Genomic DNA, 16165 nt, shown 5'->3' with positions numbered 1-16165 from the left:
GGGCAGCGTCACAGCAGAATAAAAAACGGGTGCCTGGCGGGCACCCGTTGGTCATCAGGCTGATTTCAGGTAATCGAGCACGATATCGTGGTGGTTCGAGGTTTTAAAATCGTCGAACACCTTCTCCACTTTGCCATCGCCGCCAATCAGGAAGCTGATGCGGTGAATGCCGTCGTAGGTTTTCCCCATAAAGGTTTTCTCACCCCAGACGCCAAACTGCTCGCAAACCTGATGATCTTCATCCGACAGCAGGGTGAAGTTGAGCAATTCTTTCTCGACAAAGCGAGACAGTTTTTCCGGCTTGTCGGTGCTGATGCCCAGCACTTCCACGCCCGCCTTCTTTAAATCATCCATGTTATCGCGCAGACCACAGGCCTGCGTGGTGCAGCCCGGCGTCATGGCTTTCGGGTAGAAATAGACCAGAACGCGCTGTCCCTGGAAGTCGGCCAAATTTACTTGTTCGCCATCCTGATCGGGCAAGCTAAATTTCGGTGCGGTGTCACCGGCTTTCAGTGGATTCATCACAACTCTCCATTTTTTTCTTCATGCTGTGGGTAATACACCATCAGCGGCAAAAGCGCCAGGTGGAGTTTACCTCAGGGTTATTTCACTACACGGTATGCCAGCGCGGCAGAGTGTGTGGCGGAATAACCCGGAGCCTGATTCAGACGGCGCTGTGCGCGTCGTCGGTGACACTATAGAGGCGAATTGAACCTTGTGCATGCAGTTCTTCGCACAGCCGATGGAAAGCCTGCTCAAACGGTGCGCTGGCATGATTCGCCGGGCTGTGCGCGGTCATCTGAATATAGAGCACCGGCGGCGCGTCGTCCTGGGCGGGCGTAATACGCGACACCAGCTCGGCGATGTTCATCTGATGTTTATCGAACAGATCGGTGAAGCGTTCGATGATATGCGGTGAGTCCGGCACTTCCACCTGTACCCAGACGGTAGCGGGCATCGGCGGCGTCACGCGCGCGTTAGTGCGCTTCATCACGATCAGCAGTTCCAGCTCGGCACCCTTCATCGGCAGGGTCGATTCAATCAGGGTAATGGCGTTCCAGCTGCCGGAGAGCAGCATAATAAAGGTGAACTCGTCGCCCAGCATCGCCAGGCGGCTGTCTTCAATATTGCAACCGCAGCTGCTGACGTGGCGGGTAATGGTATTGACGATACCCGGACGATCAACGCCCAGAGCGGTGATCACCAGATGGTGCGGCTGTGACTGCGGCAAAATGGCGTTTCCTGTACGTTCGCTAATAACCATAAGGTAAACATAAAAAAAACTGCTGACAAGCGCGGTAATGGCGTGGCTCGCTTGCTTTTCTTTCGGCGGAAAACGTAACATGAGGCACTTGTTTGTCGAGGGGATAGCCCATGTTCACCGGAAGTATTGTTGCGCTCATCACGCCTTTGAATGAAAAAGGTGATGTCTGCCGCGCAAGTCTGAAAAAACTGATTGATTATCATGTCGCCAGCGGTACGGCGGCGATTGTTTCTGTTGGCACCACCGGCGAATCCGCGACCCTCAGCCATGAAGAGCATGGCGATGTGGTGATGCAAACCCTGGAGCTGGCCGATGGCCGCATTCCCGTGATTGCCGGGACCGGCGCGAATGCCACCGCCGAAGGGATCTCTCTGACAAAACGCTTTACCGGCACCGGCGTAGTCGGCTGCCTCACCGTGACCCCATACTACAACCGTCCGACGCAGGAAGGTCTGTACCAGCACTTCAAAGCGATCGCCGAAAGCACCGATCTGCCCCAGATGCTGTATAACGTCCCGTCACGTACCGGCTGTGACATGCTGCCGGAAACCGTTGCCCGCCTGGCTGAAATCAAAAATATTATCGGAATCAAAGAGGCCACCGGGAACTTATCGCGTATTTCGCAGATCCAACAGCTGGTTGGAGATGAGTTCATTATTGTCAGCGGTGATGACGCGACAGCGCTGGACTCCATGCAACTGGGCGGCAAAGGCGTTATTTCGGTCACGGCTAACATTGCAGCACGTGAAATGGTTGAACTCTGTGCGCTGGCACAAGAGGGCAAATTCGCCGAAGCGCGTCGCCTGAATCAGCGTCTGATGCACCTGCACCAGACGCTTTTCTGTGAACCGAATCCTATCCCGGTGAAATGGGCCGCGAAACAGCTAGGATTAATCGCCGATGACACGCTGCGCTTGCCGATGACGCCGCTGACCGAAGCCGGTCAGGCGAAAACCGCGCAGGCGCTGATCCAGGCGGGTCTGCGATAATTTAGGGAGAATCAATGAGTTATTCAGTTAAGCGCTCGACGCTGGCAACCGTGGTGGGCCTGTCCACCCTGATGCTGCTAACAGCTTGTTCCAGCGATCAGCGTTATAAGCGCCAGGTCAGCGGTGATGAATCTTACCTGCAGGCGCCTGAACTGCATGATTTAAAAGCCCCGGCGGGCATGATTCTGCCGCTGCAGAATGGTGATTACGATGTGCCGCACAGCGTGGCGAAAGGCGCGCTGGGTAAAGAGCTCGACATCCGTCCGCCGGCGCAGCCGCTGGCGCTGATGAACGGCACCCGCGCGCAGTTCACCGGTAACACCGGCGTGCTGGCGGTTGACAGCAGCCGTGGCTCCATCTGGTCGCAGGTGGTGAACGTGGTGCAGTCGTACAAATTCCCGGTTGCCCAGCGTGATGATGCGGCGCAGCAGCTCACCACCGACTGGGTACAGTGGAACCGTGCTGACGAAGATAACCAGTATCGCGGCCGTTACCAGATCAGCGTGCAGAACCAGGGCTATCAGCAGGTGCTGACCGTACGTCTGCTGGAACTGCAGCAGCAGGGCCAGACGGTCACCACGCCGGTCCAGGTTCAGCGCTATACCGGTCAGATGCTGAATGACATCAGCACCGGTCTGGATAAGATCGATACCGCCAGTCAGGATGCGGCTGCCGGACGTGCCAGCGGACAGATTGATGTCCAGAGCGGCGCGGACGACACCGGCCTGCCACTGCTGGTGCTGCGCTCACCGTTTAACGTCACCTGGCAGCGTCTGCCGGCGGCGCTGAAGCGTATGGGCATGGAAGTCACCGATGACAACCGCTCGCAGGGCAGTCTGAAAGTGACCTACAAGCAGCCGGGCAGCAGCGCGTTTGACGCCATCGGCGCGAAAGATCCGGAACTGCCAAACGGCGACTACAAGTTGCAGGTGGGCGATCTCGATAACCGCAGCAGCCTGCAGTTCATCGATCCGAAAGGACACGTACTCACCCAGGCGCAGAATGATGCGCTGGTGGCGGTCCTGCAGGGCGCGCTGAACAAATAAATGCAATAAAGGCCGGAGATTCTCCGGCCTTTTTGTTTTGGTTTTGGCATAATAGCGCCCGGCGAGGTAAACGATTGCGTCAGGCAGTCATCGCGCGGTGAAACACCGCTGAACACGGGTTCTTTCATGTTTGGAGTTAACAAGATGCAAAAGCGAGCTGAGTTGTATCGCGGTAAAGCGAAAACCGTATACAGCACCGACAATCCGGATCTGCTGGTACTTGAATTCCGCAACGATACGTCAGCAGGAGACGGTGCACGAATCGAGCAGTTTGATCGTAAAGGCATGGTGAACAACAAGTTCAACCATTTCATCATGACCAAACTGCAGGAAGCGGGCATTCCGACCCAGATGGAAGCGCTGCTTTCTGATAACGAAGCGCTGGTGAAAAAGCTGGAGATGGTGCCGGTAGAGTGCGTGGTGCGCAACCGGGCGGCCGGATCGCTGGTGAAACGTCTGGGCGTGGAAGAGGGCATGCTGCTCAATCCACCGCTGTTTGATCTCTTCCTGAAAGATGACGCCAAACACGACCCGATGGTCAACGAATCGTACTGCGAAACCTTTGGCTGGGTGAGCAAGGCTAACCTGGCGCGCATGCAGGAGCTGACCTTCAAAGCCAACGAAGTGCTGAGCAAACTGTTTGATGATGCCGGTCTGATTCTGGTGGACTTCAAGCTGGAGTTCGGTCTGTTCAAAGGTGAAGTGACGCTGGGCGACGAATTCTCGCCAGACGGCGCGCGTCTGTGGGACAAAGAGACCATGGACAAGATGGATAAAGACCGTTTCCGTCAGAGCCTCGGCGGCCTGATCGAAGCCTACGAAGAAGTGGCACACCGTCTGGGTGTCAAACTGGACTAAGCCTCTGCCGGTGTGCGTCAAGGTAGTTCGGACGCAAACCTCTCAGCGCATGAAGGTCGCCCTTGCTGGCGGCCTTTTTATTGTCTGTTTACGGCCTTCACACTGCGCCCTGCGCGCAATCTCGCTCCGCTGGCATTGCATTGCTGGTACTAACCTCTGCCGCCAACTAAAATCATGCAAAAGTCATTGATAACAGGAGCAGGCCATGCGCTGGCAAGGGCGTCGTGAAAGCGACAATGTGGAAGATCGTCGCGGCGATTCGCCGGGTTTTAGTTCTGGCGGACGCCAGATTCGTCTGCCGCGCGGCAAGGGCGGCATTATTCTGCTGATTGTGGTCGCGGTCGCTGGCTATTACGGCTACGACCTCACCGCGCTGCTGGAAGGCGGCGCGCCGGTGTCGCAGCAGCAGCAGCGTCAGGTCAATTCGGCGCAGGATAACGAGGCGGCCAAATTCACCTCGGTGATCCTCGCCACCACCGAAGATACCTGGGGCAAACTGTTCCAGCAGATGGGCAAACAATACGCGCCGCCAAAGCTGGTGATGTATCGCGGTGCGACGCGCACTAACTGCGGTACCGGCCAGTCGGCAATGGGGCCGTTCTACTGCCCGGCCGATCAGACGGTGTATATCGATCTCTCCTTCTATGACGACATGAAAACCAAACTCGGAGCCGGGGGTGATTTTGCCCAGGGTTACGTCATCGCCCACGAAGTGGGGCATCACGTGCAGAAACTGCTGGGTATCGAACCGAAAGTGCGCCAGATGCAACAGGGCGCCACGCAGGCGCAGGTGAACCAGCTGTCGGTGAAGATGGAGCTGCAGGCGGACTGCTTTGCTGGCGTCTGGGGTCACTATATGCAGCAGGAGAACATTCTTGAGGTGGGCGATTTGCAGGAAGCGCTGAACGCCGCCGAGGCGATTGGCGACGATCGTCTGCAGCAGCAAAGTCAGGGGCGCGTAGTGCCGGACAGCTTTACTCACGGCACCTCACAGCAGCGCTACACCTGGTTCAAACGCGGTTTTGACAGCGGCAATCCAGGCCAGTGCAACACCTTCGCCAGTAACTGATGTTGCACGCTGAACTGACGGCAGCGATGCAGCAAGCCGGTATCCGCCGTCTGTGCGTAATTGCCGGTGAAGCTGGCTGGGCGCGCAATGAGGCGGCCACATGGCAGGTCACACTGCCCGGTGACTGGTTAACGGTTAGCGACAGCGATGACTTCCCGCAGCGCGTCGCGCCTGCAGCGCTGCGTACCCTGCTGGGCCGGGAATTCCGGCATGCCATTTTCGATGCGCGCCACGGCTTTCACGCGGAAGCGTTCGCTGCGCTGGCCGGGACGCTGCGGGCCGGCAGCTGGCTGCTGTTACTGACGCCTGACTGGAACGCCTGGCCGGCACAGCCCGATCGCGACAGCCTGCGCTGGGCCGATGTCGACCAGCCCATCGCCACGCCGCATTTCATCCACCATCTGCAACAGCATATCCTGCAGGATGCGCAGGTGATGCTGCTGCGTCAGCATCAGACGCCACGCCTGCCGTCGCCGCAGCCCTTCGCGCCGTGGCAGTGTCGCGCCCCCGAGCAGCAGGCGCAGATTGTCCGCCAGCTGTGCGCCATGCCGCCCGGTGTCGCGGTGATCATCGCCCCGCGCGGTCGCGGCAAATCGGCGCTGGCGGGGATGCTGGCGCGCCAGACGCAAAGCGCGCTGGTGACGGCGCCGGCCAAAGCCGCGACGGAGGTGCTGGCGCAGTTCGCCGCTGAGCAGTTTAGCTTTATGGCCCCGGATGCGATTCTCGCTCTGCCGCAGGAGGCTCCGCCGCTGGCAGAATGGCTGATTGTGGATGAGGCCGCGGCCATCCCCGCGCCGCTGTTACAGCAGCTGGTGCAGCGTTTTCCGCGCGTTCTGCTGACCACCACGGTGCAGGGCTACGAAGGTACCGGTCGCGGTTTCATGCTGCGCTTCTGCGCCACGCTGCCGCAGGTGCGCTACTTCCCGCTGGATGAGCCGCTGCGCTGGTCGGCGCAGGATCCGCTGGAGCAGTGGCTGAGCGCGGCGCTGCTGTTTGCTGAGGCCGAAGCCTGCGACGCACCCGCGCAGACAGCAATTTTTGCCGCTACGCCCGCGCAGCACGCCGACGCCTTACAGGCTGGCTATCGTCTGCTGGCGAGCGCCCACTATCGCACCTCGCCGCTCGATCTGCGACGTATGCTGGATGCGCCCGGCATGCATTTCTGGCTGGCCGGGCAGCCGCAGCAGGTCACCGGCGCGCTGTGGCTGGTGGAAGAGGGCGGACTGGATGCTGCGCTGGCGCAGGCAGTGTGGGCCGGCTTACGTCGTCCGCGCGGCAATCTGGTGGCGCAGTCATTAGCGGCACATGCCGGTTTTACTGAAGCGGCGACGTTACGTTCGCTGCGCATCAGCCGCATCGCCGTGCAGGCCGCGCAGCGCCAGCGCGGCATCGGTCGCGCGCTGGTGGCGACGGCGCGGCAGCAGGCACAGGGCGCGGATTATCTGTCGGTGAGCTTTGGCTACACCGCAGCGCTGTGGCAGTTCTGGCGCGCCTGCGGCTTTACGCTGGTGCGTATCGGTTCACAGCGCGAAGCCAGTAGCGGTTGCTATGCGGCGATGGCGATTTGTGCGCTGACGCCAGCCGGTGAAGCCCTGCAGCAGCACGCCGCGCAGCGTCTGGCGCGCGACTGGCCGTGGCTGCAAAAGCTGATCGCGGTGCCGCTGACCCTGTCGTCTGCCGACCATCAATCCCTCAGCGCCGACGACTGGCCGCTGCTGGCCGCGTTTGCCTGGGCGCAGCGGCCCTATGAAGCCAGCTATGCGGTGCTGCAGCGGCTGGCTGGTGTCGCATCGCCACCGTTGCTGTATGCCATACTGCAACAAAAACAAACGCTGAGTGAAGCGGCACGGCTGGCTGGCGTGAGCGGGCGTAAAGCGCTGATGCTCAGGCTGCGCGCGGAGGCGGCTGACGCACTCATCATGCTGGATGCCGCTGCCGCGCAGCACTGGCAGCAGCGCCTCGGCACATTGCAATAAATCCATTATCTCGTTCAAATTTTCCCAATATCACTTTGCCGTCAGCGGCGTATAGTGATTTGAGGAGGACGTTATGGCACTACGATATGTAATTGTTCAGCAACCGGACAACGCCGCGCAGCTGTTTTTGCTGTATCACGGCGTGAACGACAACCCCGATTCGATGGCGCAGATTGGCAGCTGGTTCGCGCAGGCGTTTCCGCAGGCGCAGGTGGTGTCGGTGGGCGCACCTTATCCGGCCAGCGCGCCGCAGGGCCGCCAGTGGTATGCCGAGATACCGGAACACGACCGCTCGCAGCAGCAGGGCGTGGATGCGGTGATGCCGTCCTTTGTCGAGTCGGTGCGTCACTGGCAGCAGCAGAGCGGCGTGCGGCCGGAAGCCACCGCGCTGGTCGGTTTTTCGCAGGGCGGCACCATGGTGCTGGAAGGCGTAAAAGCCCAGCCGGATCTGGCGGGACGCGTGGTGGCCTTTAGCGGCCGCTACGTCACGCTGCCGGAGCAGGCCAGCACGCGCAACACTATCCACCTGATTCACGGCGATTATGACGAGCAGGTGCCGATGCAGCATGCGGAAGCGGCGATGCAGCGCTTAACTGCGCTGGGCGGCGATGTGACGCTGGATATCGTTGACGATCTGCCGCACGCAATTGATGAACGCAGCATGCAGCTGGCGCTGAATCACCTGCGCTATACCGTGCCGCGTCGCTATTTCGATGAGGCGCTGAGCGGGGCGAAGCCGGGCGACGACGATGTGGTGATGATGGTGTGAGACCGCGCGCCATAAAACAAAGGTCGCCGTGCAGGGCGACCTTGTACGCTAAACGATCGGCGGCGACTACTTCTTCTTCGGCCAGTCGTCGTCATCGTCCCACTTATCGTTGAAATCGCGATGCGGTGGCAGATCCGGTTTGTTATCCATATATTTTTTATGATCGATGCGCTTCAGGTCTTTATAGACGTTCATCAGTACGCCCACCATCAGCAGAATCACAATCACCCACCAGTACTCTTTTAACCATTCCATGAGGTTTCTCCTTCAAGGTGCCATCAGGCGATCAGCTGTTCCATAATGCGCTGATACATCCGGCTCAGCAGCTGCAAATCCGAGGCTTTCACGCACTCATTGATCTTATGAATAGTGGCATTCACCGGGCCGAGCTCCACCACCTGCGCGCCCATGCGGGCAATAAAACGCCCGTCAGAGGTGCCGCCGGTGGTTAACAGCTGCGGCTTGATCTCATTATAGTGCGCCACGGCGTTGACGACGGCATCCACCAGCTTGCCGCGTGAAGTCAGGAACGGCTGACCGGACACATTCCACTCCAGCGTATAGCGCAGCTGGTGGCGATCGAGCAGCGCCGCCACGCGATCTTTGATCATCTGATCGGTCAGTTCGGTGCTGAAGCGGAAGTTAAACTGCACGAAAAACTCGCCGGGAATCACATTGTTACTGCCGGTTCCCGCCTGCACGTTGGCGATCTGCATGCTGGTCGGCGGGAAGAACTCATTGCCCTGATCCCACTCGGTCGCCACCAGCTCGTTGAGCGCCGGCATTGCACGATGTACCGGGTTATCAGCCAGATGCGGATAAGCCACGTGGCCCTGCACGCCGTGAATGGTCAGATTGGCGGTCATCGAGCCGCGACGGCCATTCTTCACCACGTCGCCAACCACTTCGGTGCTCGACGGTTCACCGACGAGGCAGTAATCCATGCGTTCATTGCGCGCCATCAGGCGCTCAACCACTTTTACCGTACCGTTGACGGCGCTGGCTTCTTCATCGGAAGTGATGAGAAACGCCAGCCGGCCAGCATGATTGGGATGAGCAGCAACGAAGCGCTCGGCCGCCACCACCATCGCCGCCAGCGAGCCTTTCATGTCCGCGGCGCCACGACCAAACAGCATGCCGTCGCGAATCGAAGGTTCAAACGGCGGACTGATCCAGCGGTTGGCATCGCCCGGCGGCACCACATCGGTGTGCCCGGCAAAGGCCAGCGTTTCGCCCTGGCCGCGCGTGGCCCAGAAGTTAAGCGTATCGCCAATGTGCATCGGCTCGACGTGGAAACCAATCGCCTCCAGGCGCGCAATTAACATGGCCTGGCAACCGGCGTCATCCGGACTAAGCGAGGGGCGACGAATAAGCTGCTGAGCCAGCTCAATGACCGGACAGAACATGTTATGACTTCTCCTGGATAAAGGCGTGATAAACGGGTTCTTTGAAACCCACCAGCAATGTACCGTCTGGCGCCGCCAGCACCGGACGTTTGATCAGCGCCGGGTGCGCCAGCATCAGCGCTTTGGCGCTGGCCGCATCGCGGATGGCATCGCGTTCCGCTTCCGGCAACTGACGCCAGGTGGTGCCGCGCGTGTTCAGCAGCACGTCATACCCCAGCTGGTCGATAAAGGATTGCAGCAGCGCCGCATCCAGCCCGTCAGCGCGATAATCATGAAAATGAAAGTCGATGCCGGAAGTGCTCAAATAGTTGCGTGCTTTTTTTATGGTGTCGCAATTCTTAATTCCGTACATCACCCACTGCGCTGTCATCGCGTATTCCCGTCCTGTGTTAAATAAAGCGCGAGTTTACCATAGCGCGCCGTGGGCTGTGAGGTCAGACGCGTGGCAGCGCTGTTTTTCATCTCGCCGCGACGCCAATAAACGCCGCTAATCAGGGCCAGTAAACGCTTTCACTTACCTGCGAAATTGTCGCCTGCGGCATCATTAGTGATCTAAGAATTATCTTAGGCGGCAAAAACGGGCCTGGCGGATTAAGTCCGCGCTTTTATGAGTCGCATTAACAGGTTGCTGAAATGTGCGTCAGTCCGCAGTTTCGGCAAATTCAAGCTTTCTGCGGTAGTTGCCGATAGTGATGAGAGGTGGAAACGTATTCACCTGTAGAAAAAAACGGCGTAAAATCGCCACTACAAGAAGAGAGGGTTTTATGGTTGAACACGAACTGGGGAACTGGAAAGAATTTATCGAAGCGATGTTACGTAAGTAATTCGTGAAGAGAAAAGCAGGGCACTTCCCAACTTGCTGTTATTCTTACCGCACACATCAATAAAGCCGCCATTCATCATGGCGGCTTTTTATTTGCCCGGAGTTAGCCTCAGTCGTGCGGCTTTGCCCGCAGCGGGAAGCGGCGGCGCACCAGCACAAAGAACAGCGGCACAAAGAAGATCGCCAGCACCGTGGCGGAGATCATGCCGCCCATCACGCCAGTACCGACCGCATGCTGGCTGCCAGAACCGGCACCGCTGCTGATCGCCATCGGCAGCACGCCGAAAATAAAGGCCAGCGACGTCATCAGAATCGGCCGCAGGCGCTGCCGCGATGCCTCCAGCGTCGATTCCAGCAGTTCACGCCCTTTGCTGTTGATCTCATTGGCGAACTCGACGATCAGGATCGCATTCTTCGCCGACAGGCCAATCACCGTCAGCAGGCCGACCTGAAAGTAGACGTCATTCTCCAGTCCGCGCAGCCAGGTGGCGACCAGCGCGCCCACCACGCCCAGCGGCACCACCAGCATCACCGAAAACGGAATCGACCAGCTCTCGTACAGCGCCGCGAGGCACAGGAACACTACCAGCAGCGAAATCGCATACAGCGCCGGCGCCTGCGAGCCGGAGAGACGCTCCTGATAGGAGGCACCGGTCCACTGGAAGCCAACGCCGAGCGGCAGCTGCGCCACCAGTTTCTCCATCTCATCCATCGCCGTGCCGCTGCTGACGCCGTTAGCCGCCTCGCCGACAATCTCCAGCGATGAATAGCCGTTATAGCGTTCAAGACGCGGTGAACCGGTCTCCCAGTGGCTGGTGGCGAAGGCGGAGAACGGCACCATGCCGCCGCTGTTGTTGCGCACATACCATTTGTTGATGTCGCCCGGCAGCATGCGGAATTCCGGTGCCGCCTGGACGTAGACTTTCTTCACACGGCCGCGGTCGAGAAAATCATTCACATAGGTTGAGCCCCAGGCGGTGGTCAGGGTGTCGTTGATGGTGTCCAGCGATACGCCGAGCGCCTGCGCTTTACGCTGGTCGACATCAATCTGCAACTGCGGGCTGTCGTCGAGCCCGTTGTGGCGCACGCGCGACAGCGCCGGATTGTTGTCGGCCAGCGCCAGCAGCCGATCGCGCATCGCCATCAGCTCGGTATGCCCGATGCCGCCGTGATCCTGCAACTCCATATCAAAGCCGGAGGAGCTACCCATGCCGGTGATCGCCGGTGGACTGCTGGCGATGACGCGTGCCTCTTTGATCTTTTTAAAGGCTGCGGTGGCGCGATCGATGATGGCAAACGAGGTGCGATCGCGACCTGGCCGCTGCTCCCAGTCCTTCAGGCGCACAAACAGGCGCGCCACGTTTTGCCCGTTGCCGCCCGGACCAGCACCGATGGTGGAGAACACCGACAGCACATTGTCCTTTTCGGCAGTCAGGTAATAATCCTCAACCTTTGCTACCACCTGCGAGGTTTGCTGCAGCGTCGAGCCCGGCGGCAGCTGTACCTGAGTAAGAAATACGCCGCGATCTTCCAGCGGCAGGAAGGAGGTAGGCAGACGAATAAACAGGAATGCCATCACGCCGATAATCGCCAGGTAGAGCAGCAGCCAGCGGCCGCTCTTCAGCAGAATGCGCGCTACGCCGCGCTCGTAGCGTTCGGCGCTGGCATTGAAGTGACGGTTAAACCAGCCGAAAAAGCCGCGCCGGCCATGGTGCTGGCCCTGCGCCAGCGGTTTGAGCAGCGTGGAGCACAGCGCGGGCGTCAGAATCATCGCCACCAGCACCGACAGCACCATCGCCGAGACAATGGTGATGGAGAACTGGCGATAGATAGCGCCCACGGTGCCGCCAAAGAACGCCATCGGCACAAACACTGCGGACAGCACCAGCGCGATACCCACCAGCGCACCCTGAATCTGCCCCATCGATTTACGCGTGGCGGCACGCGGCGATAATCCCTCTTCGCTCATGATGCGCTCGACGTTTTCCACCACCACGATGGCATCATCCACCAGCAGCCCGATGGCCAGCACCATGGCGAACATGGTCAGGGTGTTAATACTGAAGCCGCAGGCGTACAGCACCGCAAAGGTACCGAGCAGCACCACCGGCACCGCAATGGTGGGGATCAGCGTGGCGCGGAAGTTTTGCAGGAACAGGTACATCACCAGAAACACCAGCAGAATCGCTTCCAGCAGGGTTTTCACCACGTCCTTAATGGAGGCTTTGACGAACGGTGTGGTTTCAAACGCCACTTTTGCTTCGAGTCCGTGGGGGAAGTATTGCGCCAGTTCGGCAACACGGGCGCGCACCAGCTTGTCGGTGTTCATCTCGTTAGCGCCGGAGGCCAGTTTGATGCCGAGACCGGATGCCGGCTGGCCGTTATAGCGGCTCAGAAAATCATACTTTTCGGCACCCATGGCGATGGTGGCCACGTCGCCGAGCGTTACCACTGAACCGTCGGTGTTGGTTTTCAGCGTAATGGCGCGAAACTGCGCGGGCGTCTGTAGCATTGACTGGGCGTTAACCGTGGCGTTCAGCGCCTGTTTGTCCACCGACGGCAACCCGCCGACCTGGCCGACCGCCACCTGAGTGTTCTGCGATTCGATGGCGCTGACCACATCGTCGGTGGTCAGCGCGTAGTTAATCAGCTTGTTGGGATCGAGCCAGATGCGCATGGCGTATTGCGATCCGTAGGCATCGACCTGGCCGACGCCGTCGATGCGGCTGAGCGGATCCTGAATGTTACTGGCGACGTAATCGGCAATATCCTGTTTATCCATACTGCCGTCGGTGGAGACAAAGGCGATCATCAGAATGTTGCTGTCGCCGGTTTTGTTTACCGTGACGCCCTGCGACTGCACCGCCGCTGGCAGCTTGCGCAGCGCGCTCTGCAGCTGATTCTGTACCTGTTGCCGCGCTTCATCCGGGTTAGTGCCGGCGGTAAAGGTGAGGGTGATCTGCGCCTGGCCGGTGTTGCTGCTGTTCGAGGACATGTACATCAGGTTATCGATCCCCGTCATATTCTGCTCGATAACCTGGGTGACGGTGTTTTCCAGCGTCTGCGCGGATGCGCCGGGATAGTTGGCGGTGATGCGCACGTTAGGCGGCGCGAGATCCGGATACTGTTCCACCGGCAGCGAGATAATGGCCAGCGTGCCGCACAGGCACAGCAAAATAGCCAGCACCCAGGCAAAAATGGGGCGGTCGATAAAAAAGTTCGACATGAAACCGACACTCCTCAGCTGCGTACTTTGTACTTGTTATTAGTAAAAGCGTGTCGCACGCTGCGCTTCACGCTGGCGGAGTGCAAGGGCGATCCTGAAAACTCCGGCTGCTGCTTACTGTACGCGGGGCAAATTAGGGAATCGTGGATAAATTATGGAGAAAGTGTAAAAGTCGCAGCAGCTTTATGTGCGCACTCACACATTGCGGCTCTCCAGCCACAGCACCGTTGCCGCAACGCGGGAACGGACGTCGAGCTTACGCAGCAGGTTGCGGATGTGCACCTTTACCGTTTCTTCGGAAATGTGCAGCGTGGCGGCAATCTCTTTGTTGGATAAGCCGCGTGCTACTTCCTGCAACACATCCAGCTCGCGCTCGGTCAGCTGTCTGAACGGATTGGCGCTGGGCTGGCGGGTCGCCAGATATTCTGCCACCACCTCGCTGAACACGTTCTCGCCCTGTGCGCCGCGCATTACCTGCGCCAGCAGCAGCTCCGGTTCGCTGTCTTTGAGCAGATAGCCATCGGCACCGGCATCCACCATGGCGTAAATATCGCTGCGCGCGTCGGAGACCGTTAGCACCAGAATGCGTGCCGCGACGCCCTCGTGGCGCAGCGCCTTCAGCGTATCCAGCCCGGACATGCCCTTCATATTCAGATCGAGCAGAATCACATCCGGTGCCAGACGGCGCGCTTCGGCCAGCGCTTCGGTACCGTTATTCGCCTCAGCCACCACTTCCAGACGCGGTTCCAGCGCCAGCAACTGGCGGATACCGCGACGCATCAGCGGATGATCGTCAACGATCATAATAGACAGGGAAGGGTGAGCCATAGGTTCTCCAGAGTTTCAATCCATTTGCTAAGTGTAATGCGTTAAGCCAGCCGGTGCGCGGGGCGGGCGGGAAAACGCAGCGTGACGCAGGTGCCCTGCGCCTGCGGGGTAATCAGTAAGCTGCCGGCGAGACGCGCCGCGCGCTCGGCCATGATAGTCAGCCCGTAGTGGCCCGGCGGCTCTTCTACGCTATTGATACCGCAGCCGTCATCTTCGATGGTCAGCAGGTGCTCATCATCAGCGACACGCTGATAGCGAATCTGAATCTGCTGCGCCTGTGCGTGACGAATTGCATTGAGCAGCGCCTCGCGCGCAATCTGCAGCACGTGCACCTGCTGCTGAGCATCCAGCGTTTGCAGACCAGGCTGGTAGTCAAAGGTAATCGCCGCCTGCGACTGCTCCTGCAGCGGGGCGATCATCGCCTGCATCGCCTGCACTAAATCGGCCTGTTCAATGCTCAGGCGGAAGGTGGTGAGCAGCTCGCGCAACTGCTGATAGGCCTCGGCCAGCGCGCGATCGAAATCGGCGATGATCGCCTGTGCCTGCGGCTGGCTGCTATCGACATTACGCCGCAGCAGCGTCAGTTGGATACGCAGAAAAGAGAGCGACTGCGCCAGCGAATCGTGCAGCTCGCGCGCAATGGTGGCGCGCTCTTCAATCAGCAGCATCTGCTGATACTGCTTCTGCGTCTGCCAGATCCACAGTGCACGCGCCAGCATGTTGGCCAGGCTGTGCATCAGCTCATCGGCCGGCGGCGCGCGGCGGGTTTGCCAGCACAGTTCGCCGAGGCGCTGCTCCTCCTGCTGCAGCGGCAGCCGCTGCCAGCTGAGATCGTCGGCGGGCACGCCGGCCTGAAAGGCGATATCCTCGCTGGCGATTTGCAGCACCTCCAGCGCTTCCCGCCGCTGCACCAGCCGCAGCAGGCCCTGAATCAGCTCGGGATTGAGCGGGCTGCCGGTGAGAATCTGCGAGCTTTCATACAGCAGCGACAGCGTGCGGTTGGCCTGGGTTAAATCTTCGGTTTTATTGCGTACCGCGCACTCCAGCAGGCGATAGTGCGAATGCAGCCGCTCCGCCATGGTGGTAAACGCCTGCGCCAGCACGCCCAGTTCGTTGGGCTGATGCACGGAAAGCGGCGGAAAACTGAAGTTGGCCTGCTCGACGTATTGACTGGCGGTGACCAGCGAATCGAGCGGACGCACCACGTTGCGGCGAATAAAGCCAATGCTCCACAGCGCCAGCGCGACAATCGCCAGAAAGCCGAACAGGCTGCTGGCGGCCACCAGATGCATTTTCAGCTCGGCATAGTGCTGCACCGCCAGCACGAAGCGGTCAATCTCACTGACGTAGCCCGCCACGCGCTGCTGGTACACCTGCGCCCGCGCCGGCTGCAGCGTCTCCTGCAGTACCGGCCAGCTGTCGCGCAGATAGCGATAGCGGCTGCTGACCTCAATCGGCACCCACGGACGCTCCAGGTGCTGCAGCGCCGGTGACTCCAGCGTCTGCTGATATTGCTGCATATGGTGCGCCAGCTGCTGCGGATCGCGCGTGCTGTCCCACGCCAGCCGGTAGATTTGCATGCGCAGCGAGCCGGCGACATTCACCGCTTCGGCATCGCGCAAACTGCTGGAGAGCGTCATCAGCGCCAGGCCGGTGGTTAACAGCGACAGCAGCACAATCGCGCTGAGCGCGCGGGCAATGGTGCGGGTAACGGGACGTTTCACTATCACAATAATAACCCTTACAAGAGCGTGGGATTATAAGTCAGCCGCAACGCGGGTGCGAGCGCGAAATTGACACATCTGGTTACTTTTACCAGAGAAACTCACCGCGGTTTACGTTTCCCTGGATTAACCGCGTTTGGCTGGCGAAATATTGAACGCCTTTACCGCCCGCGCAGCCTGGTTTGCA

General features: G+C 59.6%; 15 protein-coding genes. 7 read left to right on the top strand and 8 right to left on the bottom strand.

Going from position 1 to position 16165, the window contains the following annotated elements:
• Nucleotides 1-54 precede the first annotated feature (54 nt).
• On the bottom strand, nucleotides 55-522 hold the full coding sequence (gene bcp / locus CBW22_RS15530; protein ID WP_021506602.1) for a thioredoxin-dependent thiol peroxidase: 468 nt from the start codon (nucleotides 520-522) through the stop codon (nucleotides 55-57).
• 142 nt (nucleotides 523-664) lie between these two features.
• A complete protein-coding gene (locus CBW22_RS15525; RefSeq protein WP_059011708.1) occupies nucleotides 665-1231 on the bottom strand; it encodes a glycine cleavage system transcriptional repressor in 567 nt (188 codons plus the stop codon).
• A gap of 143 nt (nucleotides 1232-1374) precedes the next feature.
• Between CBW22_RS15525 and dapA the strand changes: the two genes are divergently transcribed.
• The 6 genes from dapA to ypfH all read left to right on the top strand — a co-directional run bounded on the left by dapA (nucleotide 1375) and on the right by ypfH (nucleotide 7971).
• Entirely contained in the window at nucleotides 1375-2253 is an 879-nt protein-coding gene (gene dapA, locus CBW22_RS15520) for a 4-hydroxy-tetrahydrodipicolinate synthase (protein ID WP_021506604.1), read from the top strand.
• Between the two features lie 14 nt (nucleotides 2254-2267).
• Nucleotides 2268-3299 (top strand): outer membrane protein assembly factor BamC, encoded by a 1032-nt coding sequence (gene bamC / locus CBW22_RS15515; protein WP_021506605.1) that lies wholly within the window; start codon nucleotides 2268-2270, stop codon nucleotides 3297-3299.
• Between the two features lie 144 nt (nucleotides 3300-3443).
• Complete coding sequence (gene purC, locus CBW22_RS15510) at nucleotides 3444-4157, top strand: phosphoribosylaminoimidazolesuccinocarboxamide synthase (protein ID WP_031279423.1); 714 nt, start codon at nucleotides 3444-3446, stop codon at nucleotides 4155-4157.
• Between the two features lie 205 nt (nucleotides 4158-4362).
• Entirely contained in the window at nucleotides 4363-5226 is an 864-nt protein-coding gene (ypfJ, locus tag CBW22_RS15505; protein ID WP_021506607.1) for a KPN_02809 family neutral zinc metallopeptidase, read from the top strand.
• A complete protein-coding gene (locus tag CBW22_RS15500) occupies nucleotides 5226-7202 on the top strand; it encodes a tRNA(Met) cytidine acetyltransferase TmcA (protein ID WP_088517119.1) in 1977 nt (658 codons plus the stop codon). Before ypfJ ends, CBW22_RS15500 begins: the two co-directional genes overlap by 1 nt.
• 73 nt (nucleotides 7203-7275) lie before the next feature.
• On the top strand, nucleotides 7276-7971 hold the full coding sequence (gene ypfH / locus CBW22_RS15495; protein ID WP_021508041.1) for an esterase: 696 nt from the start codon (nucleotides 7276-7278) through the stop codon (nucleotides 7969-7971).
• Nucleotides 7972-8037: 66 nt separating this feature from the next.
• On the opposite strand, the gene CBW22_RS15490 is transcribed toward ypfH, so the two are convergent.
• Genes CBW22_RS15490 through CBW22_RS15480 form a run of 3 tightly spaced genes read right to left on the bottom strand, consistent with a single transcriptional unit; the run spans nucleotide 8038 to nucleotide 9747 of the window.
• Nucleotides 8038-8226: a YpfN family protein gene (locus CBW22_RS15490; RefSeq protein ID WP_021508042.1), complete on the bottom strand. Its 189-nt coding sequence runs from the start codon at nucleotides 8224-8226 to the stop codon at nucleotides 8038-8040.
• Nucleotides 8227-8249: 23 nt separating this feature from the next.
• Nucleotides 8250-9377 carry a succinyl-diaminopimelate desuccinylase gene (dapE, locus tag CBW22_RS15485; RefSeq protein WP_010617581.1) on the bottom strand — a complete coding sequence of 376 codons (1128 nt, stop codon included), beginning with the start codon at nucleotides 9375-9377 and terminating at the stop codon, nucleotides 8250-8252.
• Between the two features lies 1 nt (nucleotide 9378).
• Entirely contained in the window at nucleotides 9379-9747 is a 369-nt protein-coding gene (locus CBW22_RS15480) for an ArsC family reductase (RefSeq protein WP_021508043.1), read from the bottom strand.
• A gap of 322 nt (nucleotides 9748-10069) precedes the next feature.
• Here CBW22_RS15480 and ypfM point away from each other — a divergent pair, with 322 nt between their 5' ends.
• On the top strand, nucleotides 10070-10201 hold the full coding sequence (ypfM, locus tag CBW22_RS26980) for a protein YpfM (protein ID WP_369597198.1): 132 nt from the start codon (nucleotides 10070-10072) through the stop codon (nucleotides 10199-10201).
• A 108-nt stretch (nucleotides 10202-10309) separates the two neighbouring features.
• Here the strand turns inward: ypfM and acrD are convergent, their stop codons facing one another.
• The 3 genes from acrD to narQ form a co-directional block, all read right to left on the bottom strand.
• Nucleotides 10310-13426, bottom strand: a complete 3117-nt coding sequence (gene acrD, locus CBW22_RS15475; protein ID WP_021508044.1) for a multidrug efflux RND transporter permease AcrD — start codon at nucleotides 13424-13426, stop codon at nucleotides 10310-10312.
• 195 nt (nucleotides 13427-13621) lie between these two features.
• Complete coding sequence (locus tag CBW22_RS15470) at nucleotides 13622-14254, bottom strand: response regulator (protein WP_058758331.1); 633 nt, start codon at nucleotides 14252-14254, stop codon at nucleotides 13622-13624.
• 41 nt (nucleotides 14255-14295) lie between these two features.
• A complete protein-coding gene (narQ, locus tag CBW22_RS15465; protein WP_031279801.1) occupies nucleotides 14296-15984 on the bottom strand; it encodes a nitrate/nitrite two-component system sensor histidine kinase NarQ in 1689 nt (562 codons plus the stop codon).
• Nucleotides 15985-16165 lie beyond the last annotated feature (181 nt).

It is taken from the genome of Pantoea sp. VS1 (genome assembly GCF_002207995.1).
Lineage (GTDB): Bacteria > Pseudomonadota > Gammaproteobacteria > Enterobacterales > Enterobacteriaceae > Pantoea > Pantoea dispersa.
This window is presented reverse-complemented; position numbering and strand designations above follow the sequence as displayed.